At 70.9% G+C, this 13,040-nt stretch carries 11 protein-coding genes and 4 tRNA genes; 9 read left to right on the forward strand and 6 right to left on the reverse strand.

Features of this window, described 5'->3' with window-relative positions:
* The first annotated feature begins 76 nt into the window (after nucleotides 1-76).
* From pdhA to ABEA43_RS63555, 4 genes are read left to right on the forward strand one after another with little or no spacing between them, the layout of a single operon-like run.
* The gene (pdhA, locus tag ABEA43_RS63540) at nucleotides 77-1,183 is read left to right on the forward strand and encodes a pyruvate dehydrogenase (acetyl-transferring) E1 component subunit alpha (RefSeq protein ID WP_345579176.1); all 1,107 of its coding nucleotides are present in this window, start codon (nucleotides 77-79) and stop codon (nucleotides 1,181-1,183) included.
* 1 nt (nucleotide 1,184) lies between these two features.
* On the forward strand, nucleotides 1,185-2,195 hold the full coding sequence (locus ABEA43_RS63545) for an alpha-ketoacid dehydrogenase subunit beta (protein ID WP_345579178.1): 1,011 nt from the start codon (nucleotides 1,185-1,187) through the stop codon (nucleotides 2,193-2,195).
* Nucleotides 2,192-3,766, forward strand: coding sequence for a 2-oxo acid dehydrogenase subunit E2 (locus tag ABEA43_RS63550; protein ID WP_345579180.1), 1,575 nt, complete (start codon nucleotides 2,192-2,194; stop codon nucleotides 3,764-3,766). Before ABEA43_RS63545 ends, ABEA43_RS63550 begins: the two co-directional genes overlap by 4 nt.
* Nucleotides 3,767-3,811: 45 nt before the next feature.
* Nucleotides 3,812-4,867, forward strand: coding sequence for a histidinol-phosphate transaminase (locus tag ABEA43_RS63555; RefSeq protein WP_345579183.1), 1,056 nt, complete (start codon nucleotides 3,812-3,814; stop codon nucleotides 4,865-4,867).
* A 114-nt stretch (nucleotides 4,868-4,981) separates the two neighbouring features.
* Here the strand turns inward: ABEA43_RS63555 and ABEA43_RS63560 are convergent.
* The 6 genes from ABEA43_RS63560 to ABEA43_RS63585 all read right to left on the reverse strand — a co-directional run bounded on the left by ABEA43_RS63560 (nucleotide 4,982) and on the right by ABEA43_RS63585 (nucleotide 8,348).
* A tRNA-Val gene (locus ABEA43_RS63560) sits at nucleotides 4,982-5,056 on the reverse strand.
* A gap of 19 nt (nucleotides 5,057-5,075) precedes the next feature.
* Nucleotides 5,076-5,147, reverse strand: a tRNA-Gly gene (locus ABEA43_RS63565).
* A gap of 49 nt (nucleotides 5,148-5,196) precedes the next feature.
* Nucleotides 5,197-5,267: transfer RNA gene (locus ABEA43_RS63570), tRNA-Cys, on the reverse strand.
* Between the two features lie 15 nt (nucleotides 5,268-5,282).
* Nucleotides 5,283-5,354: transfer RNA gene (locus ABEA43_RS63575), tRNA-Gly, on the reverse strand.
* Nucleotides 5,355-5,445: 91 nt separating this feature from the next.
* Nucleotides 5,446-7,653, reverse strand: coding sequence for an N-acetylmuramoyl-L-alanine amidase (locus ABEA43_RS63580; RefSeq protein ID WP_345579186.1), 2,208 nt, complete (start codon nucleotides 7,651-7,653; stop codon nucleotides 5,446-5,448).
* Nucleotides 7,654-7,718: 65 nt separating this feature from the next.
* Nucleotides 7,719-8,348, reverse strand: coding sequence for a TetR/AcrR family transcriptional regulator (locus tag ABEA43_RS63585; RefSeq protein ID WP_345579189.1), 630 nt, complete (start codon nucleotides 8,346-8,348; stop codon nucleotides 7,719-7,721).
* Nucleotides 8,349-8,407: 59 nt separating this feature from the next.
* Here ABEA43_RS63585 and ABEA43_RS63590 point away from each other — a divergent pair, with 59 nt between their 5' ends.
* The 5 genes from ABEA43_RS63590 to ABEA43_RS63610 all read left to right on the forward strand — a co-directional run bounded on the left by ABEA43_RS63590 (nucleotide 8,408) and on the right by ABEA43_RS63610 (nucleotide 13,026).
* Nucleotides 8,408-9,211: an ABC transporter ATP-binding protein gene (locus ABEA43_RS63590; RefSeq protein WP_345579192.1), complete on the forward strand. Its 804-nt coding sequence runs from the start codon at nucleotides 8,408-8,410 to the stop codon at nucleotides 9,209-9,211.
* Nucleotides 9,201-9,941: an ABC transporter permease gene (locus tag ABEA43_RS63595; RefSeq protein ID WP_345579195.1), complete on the forward strand. Its 741-nt coding sequence runs from the start codon at nucleotides 9,201-9,203 to the stop codon at nucleotides 9,939-9,941. The genes ABEA43_RS63590 and ABEA43_RS63595 overlap by 11 nt, the downstream gene beginning before the upstream one ends.
* A 121-nt stretch (nucleotides 9,942-10,062) precedes the next feature.
* Nucleotides 10,063-10,338: a hypothetical protein gene (locus ABEA43_RS63600; RefSeq protein ID WP_345579198.1), complete on the forward strand. Its 276-nt coding sequence runs from the start codon at nucleotides 10,063-10,065 to the stop codon at nucleotides 10,336-10,338.
* Between the two features lie 20 nt (nucleotides 10,339-10,358).
* Nucleotides 10,359-12,179 (forward strand): glutamine--fructose-6-phosphate transaminase (isomerizing), encoded by a 1,821-nt coding sequence (gene glmS, locus ABEA43_RS63605; RefSeq protein ID WP_345579201.1) that lies wholly within the window; start codon nucleotides 10,359-10,361, stop codon nucleotides 12,177-12,179.
* A gap of 70 nt (nucleotides 12,180-12,249) precedes the next feature.
* A complete protein-coding gene (locus ABEA43_RS63610; protein WP_345579204.1) occupies nucleotides 12,250-13,026 on the forward strand; it encodes an SAM-dependent methyltransferase in 777 nt (258 codons plus the stop codon).
* Nucleotides 13,027-13,040: the final 14 nt, after the last annotated feature.

Genomic DNA, 13,040 nt, shown 5'->3' on the forward strand with positions numbered 1-13,040 from the left:
ATGCCCGATGTCTTGAACGGATGGCTCCGCAGGCGGACGCTTTGCTTGTCAAACGTCCAGAGAAAGTGAGCGTCGCATGTCCGTGCGGACGAGCCGCCGAGCGGTCGACGGCCTTCTCCCCTCGCCCGAGCCGGTTCGCTTCGTCGCCGAGGACGGCACGGCCGTCGAAGCGCCGGCCGGATATCGGGCTCCGGCGGACGAGCAGCTTCTGGAGGGCTACCGCCGGATGGTCCTGGGCCGCCGCTTCGACCGTCAGGCGACCGCCCTGACCAAGCAGGGCCGGCTCGCCGTCTACCCGTCGAGCCGGGGGCAGGAGGCCTGCCAGGTCGCCGGCGTGCTCGCGCTGCGCGCCGATGACTGGCTCTTCCCCACCTACCGGGACTCCGTGGCCCTGGTCGCCCGGGGCGTCGACCCCGTCGAGGTGCTCACCCTGCTGCGCGGCGGCTGGCACTGCGGCTACGACCCGGTGGCCACCCGCGTCGCGCCGCAGTGCACGCCGCTGGCCACCCAGACGATCCACGCGGTCGGCATGGCCGAGGCGCTGCGCCGCAAGGGCGAGGACGCCGTGGTCATGGCCTTCATCGGCGACGGCGGCACCAGCGAGGGCGACTTCCACGAGGCGCTCAACTACGCGGCCGTGCTCAACGCGCCGGTCGTGTTCTTCGTGCAGAACAACAAGTACGCGATCTCCGTCCCGCTGGCCAAGCAGAGCGCGGCGCCGGCGCTGGCCTACAAGGGGATCGGCTACGGCATGCGTTCAGAACAAGTGGACGGCAACGACCTCGTCGCGGTGCTGTCGGTGCTCGGCCCGGCGGTCGAACGGGCGCGGACGGGCGGCGGCCCGTCCCTGGTGGAGGCGCACACCTACCGCATGGACGCGCACACCAACGCCGACGACGCCACCCGCTACCGCGAGACGGAGGAGGTCGAGCAGTGGGCGGCGGCCGACCCGCTCGCCCGCCTGGAGACCTACCTGCTGGGCCGGGGCCTGCTGGACGCCGAGGCCGTCGCCGCGGCGAACCAGGTCGCGGAGGAGTTCGCCGCGCGGCTGCGCGAGCGGATGAACGCCGATCCCGAGATGAACCCGTACGAGCTGTTCGACCACGTCTTCGCCGAGCCCACACCCCAGCTGCGCGAGCAGCGGGCGGTGCTGGCGTCCGAGCTGACCGCGTCGGAGGAGTGACATGACCGAGATGACGATGGCGCAGGCGCTCAACACCGCGCTGCGGGACGCGCTGCGCGAGGACGAGCGCGTGCTCGTCTTCGGCGAGGACGTCGGCCCGCTGGGCGGCGTCTTCCGCATCACCGAAGGCCTGACCAAGGAGTTCGGCGAGGAGCGCTGCTTCGACACGCCGCTCGCGGAGTCGGGGATCGTCGGCCTGGCCGTGGGCCTGGCCATGGGCGGCTTCCGGCCGGTGGTCGAGATGCAGTTCGACGCCTTCGCCTACCCGGCGTTCGAGCAGATCGCCTCGCACGTGGCCAAGCTGCGCAACCGCACCCGGGGGCGGCTGTCGCTGCCGATGGTGATCCGCATCCCGTACGCGGGCGGCATCGGCGGCGTCGAGCACCACTGCGACTCCAGCGAGGCCTACTACGCGCACACGCCCGGCCTGAAGGTCGTCACCCCGGCCACCGCCGACGACGCCTACTGGCTGCTGCGCGAGGCCGTCGCCGACCCCGACCCGGTGATCTTCATGGAGCCCAAGCGGCTGTACTGGTCGAAGGGCGAGGTCAGGGCCGAGCCAGCACCCCGCTTCGGCCAGGCGGCGGTCGTGCGCGAGGGCCGCGACGCGACGCTGGTCGCCTACGGGCCCAGCCTCTCGGTGGCGCTCCAGGCCGCCGACGCCGCCGCCCAGGACGGCATCTCGCTCGAAGTGGTGGACCTGCGCACGATCGTGCCGTTCGACGACGAAACCGTCGTGGCGTCGGTGCGCAAAACCGGCCGGTGCGTGGTCGTCCAGGAGGCCCAGGGGTTCGCCGGGGTGGGCGCGGAGATCGCGGCCCGCGTACAGGAGCGCTGCTTCCACTCGCTGGCCGCGCCCGTGCTGCGGGTGGCGGGGTTCGACATCCCCTACCCGCCGCCGATGCTTGAGCACTCGCATCTGCCGGACGCCGAGCGCGTCCTCGACGCGGTGGACCGGCTCCAGCTCGACGACCAGCCGGACCTCGCGCACCTGTCACGGGAGGCGTCATGACCACCACCGTCACGGGGCAGGTGTTCCGCCTGCCCGACCTGGGCGAGGGCCTCACGGAGGCCGAGATCATCGACTGGAAGGTCGCCGTCGGCGACGTGGTCGAGGTCGACCAGATCGTGCTGGAGGTCGAGACGGCGAAGGCCGCCGTGGAGCTGCCCGTCCCTTATGCCGGGACTGTGCTGAGGCTGCACGCCGCGGCGGGCACGGTGCTGTCGGTGGGGGAGCCGCTCATCGAGGTCGGGACCGCGGACGCGGCGGATCCGGCGGCCTCCCGGTACCGGGAGGAGGAGCAGGCCGGGTCCGGCAACGTCCTGATCGGGTACGGCACGGGCCACGGCGCCGGCCCCCGCCGACGCCGCCGCGCCCGCCCGGCCGGGACGTCTGCCGAGACGCCTATCGAGACGTCCGCTGGGACGTCTGCTGGGACGTCTGCTGGGACGTCTGCTGGGACGTCTGCTGGGACGTCTGCTGGGACGTCTGCTGGGACGTCTGCTGGGACGTCTGCTGGGACGCCCACCAAGACGTCTGCCAGGACGTCCGCCGAGACGTCCGCCGAGACGGCCACCAAGACGTCCGCCGAGACGGCCACCGAGACGGGCGCCAGGACGGCCACCAGGACGGGCGCCGAGACGGGCGCCAGGACGTCCCCCGTGGTGGCCCCCGCCACTGCACCGGAGCCGGCGGACGCCGTTCGACATGCGCCCCGCGTGATCTCGCCGCTCGTCCGTAAGCTCGCCCGTGAGCACGGGCTGGACCTCACCGCCGTCACCCCCACCGGGCCGCGCGGTGTGATCCTGCGCCGCGACGTCGAGCAGGCCATCGCCGGGCAGACCCCCGAGACGCCGTCGTCCCCGGAGGGGAAGCGCATCCCGTCTCCGGAGGGGGAGCGCATCCCGCTGCGCGGCCTGCGCCGCGCGGTGGCCGACAAGCTGACCCGCAGCCGCACCGAGATCCCCGACGCCACCACCTGGGTGGACGTGGACGCCACCGCCCTGCTCACCACCAAGGACGAGCTGAAGCGGGCCCGCCCCGACCTCGGCATCGGCCTGCTGGCGATCATGGCCCGCATCTGCGTGTCCGGCCTGCGCCGCTTCCCCGAGCTGAACTCCTCGGTGGACGTCGAGCGGGCCGAGATCGTCCGGCACGGCCACGTCAACCTCGGTTTCGCCGCGCAGACCGACCGCGGCCTGGTCGTGCCGGTGGTCCGGGACGCGCACCAGATGACGACCGCCGAACTGGCCGCCGAGCTGACCCGGCTGACCGGCCTGGCCCGCGCGGGCCGGCTGCCGCCCGCCGCCCTGACCGGGGGCACGTTCACGCTCAACAACTACGGGGTCTTCGGCGTGGACGGATCCACCCCGATCATCAACCACCCCGAGGCGGCGCTCCTCGGCGTCGGCCGGATCATCGACCGCCCCTGGGTGGTGGACGGCGCGGTCGTGCCCCGCAAGATCACTCAGCTGTCCTTCACCTTCGACCACCGGGTCTGCGACGGCGGCGCCGCCGGCGGCTTCCTGCGATACGTGGCCGACTGCGTCGAGCAGCCCTCCGTCCTGCTGGCTCACACGTAGTCGAGCAGCCCTCCGTCCTGCTGGCTCACACGTAAGGGAGGCCCCATGGTTCTGCTCCGCCCGTCCCTGGTCGAGCTCCAGTCGTACGTCCCGGGGCGCAAGCTGCCCGGCGCCGTCGTCCTGGCCAGCAACGAATGCCCGTACGGCCTGCTGCCCGAGGTCGCCGCCCGGGTCACCGAGCTGACCGGCGGCCTGTCCCGTTATCCCGACATGGGGGCCACCCGGCTGCTCGACGCGCTCGCCGCCCACCACGGCGTGCCGGCCGAGCGGATCGCGGTGGGGGCGGGCTCGTCCGAGGTCTGCGGCCAGCTCCTGCACGCCGTGTCGGCGCCGGACGGCGAGGTCGTCTTCGGCTGGCGTTCGTTCGAGGCCTACCCCATCCTCACCACCGTGGCCGGCGGCACCGCCGTACGGGTCCCGCTGCGGGAGCACGTTCAGGACCTGGACGCCATGGCGGCGGCCGTCACCCGCCGGACCCGGCTGGTCTTCGTCTGCAACCCCAACAATCCGACCTCGACCCCCGTCGGCGAGGCCGCCCTGCGCGCTTTCGTCGACCGCGTGCCCGAGCAGGTGCTGATCGTCATCGACGAGGCCTACCACGAGTACGCCGACCCCGCCGTGGTGCCGGACGCGCTCGCCCTGTTCGGCGACCGGCCCAACGTCGTCGTCCTGCGGACCTTCTCCAAGGCGTACGCGCTGGCCGGGCTCCGCGTCGGCTACTGCGTCGGGCCGCCCGGCGTCATCGCCCAGGTACGCAAGGCGCAGACCCCGTTCAGCGTGAGCGCCCTGGCCCAGGAGGCGGCCGTCGCCGCGCTCGGCGAGCACGAGGAGGTCGCCCGCCGGGTCGCCGTCACGGTCGGGGAGCGCGACCGCGTCACCCGCGCCCTGCGGGCTCTCGGCCACGACCTGCCGGACTCCCAGGCGAACTTCGTGTGGCTGCCGCTCGGCGCGGACAGCGCCGGCTTCGCCGCCCACTGCCTGGACGGCGGCGTCATCGTGCGCGCCTTCCCGGGCGAGGGGGTGCGCGTCACCATCGGGCTGCCCGAGGAGAACTCCGCCTTCCTCACCCTCGCCGGGGACTGGACGCCCACGCTGAGGTAGGTCAACACCATTCAGCGACAAATGGATGATTCCGCACAACAAAAAGCCCCAGACTCCCGGCAGTGCCGTGAGCTGGGGCGACAGTTCCTGTTGGACCAGGTCCAACAAGGAGACTGGTGGACGATACTGGGATTGAACCAGTGACCTCTTCCGTGTCAGGGAAGCGCTCTCCCGCTGAGCTAATCGTCCGTATTGAGTGATAACTCAGAGCGGAAGACGGGATTCGAACCCGCGACCCTCACCTTGGCAAGGTGATGCTCTACCACTGAGCCACTTCCGCATGGTGTTGCCATTACTCTAGCGGATCCCCGAGGGGCCGCTGGTCACCGAGGTGGAGACGGGATTTGAACCCGTGTAGACGGCTTTGCAGGCCGCTGCCTCGCCTCTCGGCCACTCCACCAGGAGTTTTACTCCGAGCGGAAGACGGGATTCGAACCCGCGACCCTCACCTTGGCAAGGTGATGCTCTACCACTGAGCCACTTCCGCGTGAATCCCCGGCGGTGTGCGCCGGGCCACGGGAAAACCATATCGTCTTCGCGGAGTGCCCGTGCGCAGCAAGCGGCCCGTGGGAGCAAATTCAGCGGGTCAGGCGCACGTCCTTGGCCATCACGAACATCACCCGGTGCCCGAGCTGGATCTGGTAGTAGCGGGTCGTGCCGGTCGTGGTGACGTGCCGGGCCGGGCTGAAGGCGCCGGCGGCGTAGTAGGAGCCGGTGATCGTGTCGCCCACCGTGTACGTCTGGCCGGGCGCGATCTTGTACTGGAGCGGGATCAGGGCCTGGTACGACGCGCTCCGGTAGGCGGACTTCTCCGGGTACGCGCGCCCGTACACCCTCGTGTCGGGACGCAGCGGCGTGACCGTCGGGCCCTTGGCGGGGACGGCGGCCGGGTTCGCGGCCGGGTTGTGGAACCAGGCCTTCTGGCCCAGGTACCAGATCGCCGTCCAGTCGCCCTGCCTGGCCGCGACGGCGTAGCGCTGGCCGGTGGAGGCGCGGGCGCTGTGGTCGTACACGCTGTACGTGCTGGGCTTGCCCGGATGCTTGCCGGAGTCGGTGATCAGGGAGGAGGTCTCGCTCGGCGCCGTGTGCAGCCACACGCTGGCGGCACCGTGCGCGGGGCAGGCCTGGCCGGGCTTGGTGGACACGCAGCCGGTGAAGCGCGGGCGGTTGGTGTCGTACGACGGGCGGATCATGAGGGAAGTGCCGTCCTTGTCACCCTTGATCGGCCGGTCCATCAGGTCGAAATAGTGGGCCCAGTCCCAGTACGGGCCCGGGTCCTCGTGCATTCCGGCGACGGTGCCCGGGGTCGTGCCGGGCACGTTGTCGTGGCCGAGGATGTGGGCGCGGTTGAGCGGGATGTGGTGCTTGCCGGCCAGGTATCTGACCAGCTTGGCCGACGCCCGGTACATCGCCTCCGTGTACCAGGTGCCGCCCTTGGCGAGGTAGCCCTCGTGCTCGATACCGATCGAACGGGTGTTGACATCCCAGTTGCCCGCATGCCAGGCGATGTCCCTCGTCGGTACGTGCTGGGCGACATGCCCGTCACGCGACCGGACCGTGTAGTGCCAGCTCACGTACCTGGGGTTGCGGATCATGGCCGGGATGCCCTGATAGGTGCCCTCGGTGTCGTGGATGATGATGTAGTCGACGTCCCTGGCCCGGCTCAGGCGGTCGTGGTTGCCGTAGTCCTTGGCCTCCTTGCCGGCCTTGACGCTCTTGGTCCCCTTCGTCTTCTTGTTGCCCTTCTTGCTGAAGCGTTTGTGGGCGGCGGGCATCCATTCGCAGGCGAGCGTGGCAGGGCATTCCGCCTGCCCGCCGGCCGGGGTCGCCTGGCCGGTCTTGCCGGTGTACGGGGTGCCGAGCGCGGCCTCCCCCGGCAGCGCGCCGAACTCGTCCGTCTGGCCGTCCGTGTCCGTCTGGTCGTCGGTGTCGATCTCCGGTCCCGCGCCCGCCCGCGCGTCCGGGTCGTCCTGGGTGGTGGCTTCGGCCTGCTCGCCGGTGACGGTTCGCGCGTCGGCGGCGGCCTGCTCGTCGGCCGCGACCTGATCGTCGGGGTCCGTCCCGCTAGCCAGGCCCTGTTCTGTGGCCTGCCCGGCGCCGGTCAAGGGAGCGGCCGGCAGGTTCGGTACGGGGTCGAGCCGTACCAGGTGACCGTCGTCGGTACGGCGCTCCGCCCCCTCCCGCATCACCGAGAACACCTCGTTCGCGAACTCATGGGCGGCGGCGGGATCCGTCGCGCCCGAGTAGCGGGCGACCGCGTCGTACCAGGCGGCGGGATCGGCGCTGGGGTGCTTCTGGTAGGAGGCGAGGAGCGCGGCGCCCGCCCTGATGTTCGCGGCCGGATCGCTGCGCAGCCGGTCGGGCGTGAGCGCGGCCAGGCGCGCGGCCTCGGGCAGTGTCGTCTCCTGCCGGACCGCCGACTTGCGCATCGCCGTACGCAGCGCCGCAGGCGGGGGAGAGGCGGTGAGCAGGTGGGTCATCGGGCGGGCGTCGTCGCCCCGGGCGTCGCCGAGCGCGTCGCCGGGCCACAGCGCCTCGACGGGGAACGCGTCCACCAGGTGCATCGGCCCGTAGCCGCCCGCCGTGCTGGGCAGCCCGCCGTTCGCGTCCCAGCGGGACTCCAGGTACGAGACCCCCAGCAACACGCTCTCCGGCACCCGGTGGTCCCGGGCGGCGGCGGCGAAGTCGAGTTGCCTGCCAGCGCCCACGGCATCGTCCGGTGCGGCAGGAGCGGCGGGTGCGGTGAGTGCCCCGGCGGTCAGGACGGCGGCGAGCCAGAGCTGCATGAACATCTCCCCATGGAACGTTACGATACGACTACTCACCGTAACTGTTCCCAGAAAGGGATGTGTCAGACGGGTCGGATGATACGCATGAGATCCGCCAGATCCGCTGCGAACTCGGCATCCCAGTCACGAGCCGCAAGATGCCCCGCCAGCCGCCGATGCGCCGGGGCATCGACCCCCCGGCGCGTCCTCGTCTCGTTCGAGCCGCCGGAGAAGCGCCCGTTCACCTCGGAGATGGCGAACCCGATCACGAACGTGCTCACCATCCGCTCGATCCTGGGCACGTCCGCGTCCGGCACCCCCGCCTCGATCAGCGCCTGATAGAGCAGGTCCACGACCCGGACCCCGTCCGGCGTCACCGAAGGCCGGGACAGCAGCAGCGGGAACACCGACGGATGCTCACGCGCCAGCCGCCGGGTGGCCCAGGCGATCGCCCCCAATCGCTCGTTCCAGGCGCCCTCCAGCCCGGGCCCGATGCGCTCCGCGTCCTCCGCGACGAGCTTGGTGAGCAGCCGTCCGACCAGGCCGTCGAGCAACTCATCCTTGTTCCGGAAATATCCGTACAACGCCATGGGCGTCACCCCGACGCGCTCCGCGACCGCCCGCATGGACAGGGCGTCGAGGCCGCGCTCGTCGGCGATGGCGAGCGCCGCGTCGAGGATTTCCGGCTGCCGGGAGGTCTTGAGTTTGCGCACCAGCCGAGTCTACAGTGTAGAGCAGTCTACAACGTAGACCATAGAGGGAGCTGAAGCTCATGCTGAACGCGACCGGGCTGGTCAAGCGCTACGGTGACGTCACCGCGCTGGACGGCTTCGACCTGCGGGTAGAGCCAGGGGAAATAGCCGGATTAGTCGGACACAACGGCGCGGGCAAGACCACGTTCTTCGACCTCGCCGCAGGTCTCATCCGCCCAGACGCCGGAAATATCGCGATAAAAGGGGACGTAGGGATGGCGCCCCAGCAACTCGCCCTCTACCCCAGCGTGACCGTACGCGAGACGCTGCGCCTCTTCGGCGGCCTGGCCGGCCTGCGCGGGCGCGCCCTGACCGCCGCCATCGAGACCACGGCGGACGAGCTGGCGCTGAGCGGGATCCTGGGCCGGCGGGTCGGCGTGCTGTCCGGCGGCCAGCAGCGCCGCACGCAGGCCGCCGCCGCCCTCCTGCCCCGTCCGGGCGTGCTCCTCCTCGACGAGCCGACGGCGGGCGCCGACCCTGATACCCGCGCCGCGCTCCTGGCGGCGGTCCGGCGCAGGGCGGACGCCGGCGCGACGGTCGTCTACTGCACCCACTACCTCCCGGAGCTCGCCGACCTGCGGGCCACCCTGGCGGTGGCCAGGAACGGCCGGGTGATCGCCAGAGGCACGGGCGCCGACCTGCTCAAGGGCCTGCCGGGCGAGGTGCGGGTGGTCCTGGACGACGACGAGATCACGATCACCACCGCCGACCCCACCGGGGCCCTCGCCACCCTGCTGCGCGACCTCGACCGCCCGGTGCGCGGCATCGACATCCGCCGGCCCTCGCTCGACGACCTCTACCGGGAGCTGTCCCATGTCGCGTGAATCGCTGCACCGCATCGCCGTGCTGACCGGGCACAACACGCTGCTGCGCCGGCGTGACCCGGCCCATCTGATCAGCTATCTGGTCATGCCGATGGTGCTCATGCTGGTGTTCAAGGCCATGATCGGCGATCCGGCCCAGGTGGTGACGGGGCTGCTGGTGATGTTCTCGGTCCTGTCGATGGCGGACGTCGCCACCGCCACCCTCACGGAACGCGTCTGGCACACCTGGGACCACCTCAGGGCGACGAAGGCCCGCATCCCGGAAATCCTGATCGGCAAGGCCGTGCCCGTCTTCGTCGTGCTCGCGCTGCAGCAGGCCGTGCTGATCGGGTACGGGGTGCTCGCGGTCGGGATGCGCCCTGCCGGCCCGCCGTGGCCGCTCATGCTGGCCGTGGCGGCCTGGTGCTTCGCGCTGCTCGGGGTCGGCACGGCGCTCGCGGGCGTGGTGCGCAGCCAGGGCGAGCTCAGCACGCTCTGCAACATCGCCGCCCTGTCGGTCAGCGCGCTGGGCGGGGCGCTGGTGCCGTACGCGCTGATGCCCTCCTGGGCGCAGGCGGTCGCGCCGATCTCGCCGGGGTACTGGGCGACGACCATGCTGCAGGCGGCGGTCAAGGGCGACCTCGCGGGCACGGCGGGCCCGGCGGCCGTGCTGATCGGGATCGGGCTGGCGGCCGGAGCCTTCGCCTGCCACCGCTTCGCCAGGGGCTGGGGCCGTACCAGCCTGCTTTGAGCCCTGGACGGACGCCCTCCGACCCGTGGGCGTCGCGGTTCGCGGGTGATCTGGTTAATTCCTGCCCGATATCGGGCAGGATGTTGGCGTGTCTCGTTCCAGCTGCGTAGTGTCCTCGTCTGTGTCCACGGCACGGCATCCGTACGAAGATCTCATCGCCCACCTCACCAGGACGAGTCCGCTCGGTCCTGGCGAAGCGGCCCGCGTGGTCGCCGACGTGCTGTCGTACTTCTCGGAACCGGCCGAGGAATACGTCCGCCGCCGCCACGGCGAGCTGAAGTCACGCGGTCTCACCAACGACGAGATCTTCCCCAGGATCGCCGGCGAATTACGCGGACGCCGGGTGGCGGCGCCGGAGCTGTCCCTGCGGCAACTGCGCAGAATCGTGTACGGATGAACAGATAAAGGGAGACCTCGATGTGCGGAATCGTGGCCTATGTCGGCCCGAAGGACGCGGCGCCTATCCTGCTGGAGGGGCTGCAGCGGCTCGAATACCGGGGCTACGACTCAGCCGGGGTCGTCGTGTCGAACAAGGGGCTCAAGCTCCGCAAGGTCAAGGGCAGGGTGGCCGACCTGGCCAAGGTCGTGCCGGTCAGGTTCAAGGGCGGCCTCGGCATCGGGCACACGCGCTGGGCCACGCATGGCGTACCGAGTGACGAGAACGCGCACCCGCACCTGTCCGCCGACGAGCGCATCGCGGTCGTGCACAACGGCATCATCGAGAACGCCGGCGAGCTGCGCGCCAAGCTTGAGGCCGACGGCGTGACGTTCCTCTCCGAGACCGACACCGAGGTGCTCGCGCACCTGATCGCCCGCGCCGCCGACGAGAACGACTCCCTGGAGGAGGCGGTCAGGAAGACGCTCAAGAGCATCGTCGGCACGTACGGCATCGCCGTCATCGACGCCGAGCGGCCCGGCGAGGTGGTCGTGGCCCGCAACGGGAGCCCGATCGTGCTCGGGATCGGGGAGAAGGAGATGTTCGCCGCGTCCGACGTTGCCGCCCTGGTCCGCTACACGCGCCAGGTCGTGCACCTGGAGGACGGCGAGCTGGCCGTGCTCAAGGCCGACGGCTTCCACACCTTCGCCAGCGACGCCCGCGAGACCGCCAAGGAGCCGCTGACCGTCGACTGGGACGCCGGCCACTACGACACCGGCGGCTACGAGCACTACCTGCTCAAGGAGATCTCCGAGCAGCCGGAGACGATGACCCGCACGATGAGCGGCCGGCTCGACGAGCGCTTCCACGTGGCGCACCTGGGCGGCCTGAACATGGACGCCCGCGAGACCCGCTCCTTCCGCCGCGTGAAGATCATCGGCTGCGGGTCCGCCTACTACTCCGGGCAGATCGGCGCGCAGCTCATCGAGGAGCTGGCCCGCATCCCCGCCGACGCCGAGCCGGCCAGCGAGTTCCGCTACCGCAACCCGGTCGTCGACCCCGACACGCTCTACGTCGCGATCAGCCAGTCCGGCGAGACCTACGACACCCTCGCCGCCGTACAGGAGCTCAAGCGCAAGGGCGGCCGGGTCATCGGCATCGTCAACGCGGTCGGCAGCGCCATCGCCCGCGAGGTGGACGGCGGCATCTACCTGCACGCGGGCCCCGAGGTGTCGGTCGCCTCGACCAAGGCGTTCACCTCGACCTCGGTGGCGTTCGCGCTGCTCGCGCTGCACCTGGGCCGGGTGCGTGACCTGTCGCCCGCCGACGGCCGGCGCGTCGTGGAGGGCCTGCGCAGGCTGCCCGGGCAGATCGAGGAGATCCTCGCCCAGGGCGACAAGATCGCCGAGCTGGCCAAGAAGTACGCCGGCCACCCGAGCATGATGTTCGTCGGCCGGGTGCGCGGCTACCCGGTGGCCCGCGAGGGCGCGCAGAAGCTCAAGGAGATCTCGTACGTCCACGCCGAGGCCTACCCGGCCAGCGAGCTCAAGCACGGCCCGCTGGCGCTCATCGGCCCCGACATGCCGACGGTCGCGGTCGTCCCCGACGACGAGCTGCTCGACAAGAACCTCACCACGCTCGGCGAGATCCGCGCCCGTGGCGGCCGGGTGCTCATGGTCGGCCACCGCGAGCCCGAGGCCAAGCTGGCCGACGACGTGATCGTGATTCCCAAGAACGAGATCGAGCTCGACCCGATCCTGCTGACGATCCCGCTTCAGCTGCTCGCGTACCACGCCGCGGTGGCGCTCGGCAGGGATGTGGACAAGCCGCGCAACCTAGCCAAGAGCGTTACGGTCGAATAAATCGCGCCAATCTAGCCACAATCTTCTCAAGGTAGTGTTATCTGGCCGCAGACGACATAAATTCGATTCTGTGCGGCAGTTCGACCACCAGAGGCCCAATCCCGCACGCATGTACGATTACATGCTTGGCGGGAAGGACAACTTCGCGGTCGACCGCCTTGCCATCGAGCAGCTCGCAGAGCTGATTCCGGAGGCGGTCCCGCTGGCCCGCGCGAACCGGGCCTTCCTGCAGCGTGCCGTGCGTTATGTGGCCGCCGCGGGAGTGCGCCAGTTCATCGACCTGGGCAGCGGGCTGCCGACCCAGGGCAGTGCGCACGAGGTGGCGCCCGAAGCCAGAGTCGTCTATGTGGACCACGATCCGGTCGTGGCCGCACACGCCAGGGCCCTGCTCGAATCCCCGAGTCCGGGGGTCGCGAGCAGGGCCGCCTTCGTCGAGGCCGACCTGCTCGACCCCGGCGAGGTGCTGGCCAAGGCCGGCCGCTTCCTCGACCTGGACCGGCCGGTCGGCATCCTGCTGGTGTCGATCCTGCACTTCCTGCCCGACTCTGGAGGTCCGCAGAGCGCCGTGGCCGAGTTGCGGGGGAGGCTGGCGCCCGGCAGCCATCTGGTGATCTCGCACGCCACCACGATGGGGCGGATGGAGGAGCAGGAGCGGACCTATCGGGGCTCGTCCGCCGGCGGGGCCGACCGTACTCCTGGGGAGATCCGCGCGTTCTTCGGCGAATTCCCGCTGGAGCCGCCTGGCCTGGTGCAGGCCACCGACTGGCGTCCTGACCGGCCCAAACTGGTGGGCGACTGGTCACTGCCGTCCTCGCTCATGGCGGGGGTCGGGAAGAAAGCCGGGTAATAAGCCCGTACATT

The sequence above is a fragment of the Nonomuraea rosea genome, from assembly GCF_039539705.1.
In the GTDB taxonomy this organism is placed as follows: Bacteria; Actinomycetota; Actinomycetes; order Streptosporangiales; family Streptosporangiaceae; genus Nonomuraea; species Nonomuraea rosea.

Bases quoted from the DNA above. Each gene is read 5' to 3' on its own strand.
- pdhA (WP_345579176.1), top strand. From the start codon at position 77: ATGTCCGTGCGGACGAGCCGCCGAGCGGTCGACGGCCTTCTCCCCTCG.
- ABEA43_RS63545 (WP_345579178.1), top strand. From the start codon at position 1,185: ATGACCGAGATGACGATGGCGCAGGCGCTCAACACCGCGCTGCGGGAC.
- ABEA43_RS63550 (WP_345579180.1), top strand. From the start codon at position 2,192: ATGACCACCACCGTCACGGGGCAGGTGTTCCGCCTGCCCGACCTGGGC.
- ABEA43_RS63555 (WP_345579183.1), top strand. From the start codon at position 3,812: ATGGTTCTGCTCCGCCCGTCCCTGGTCGAGCTCCAGTCGTACGTCCCG.
- ABEA43_RS63580 (WP_345579186.1), bottom strand. From the start codon at position 7,653: ATGCAGCTCTGGCTCGCCGCCGTCCTGACCGCCGGGGCACTCACCGCA.
- ABEA43_RS63590 (WP_345579192.1), top strand. From the start codon at position 8,408: ATGCTGAACGCGACCGGGCTGGTCAAGCGCTACGGTGACGTCACCGCG.
- ABEA43_RS63595 (WP_345579195.1), top strand. From the start codon at position 9,201: ATGTCGCGTGAATCGCTGCACCGCATCGCCGTGCTGACCGGGCACAAC.
- glmS (WP_345579201.1), top strand. From the start codon at position 10,359: ATGTGCGGAATCGTGGCCTATGTCGGCCCGAAGGACGCGGCGCCTATC.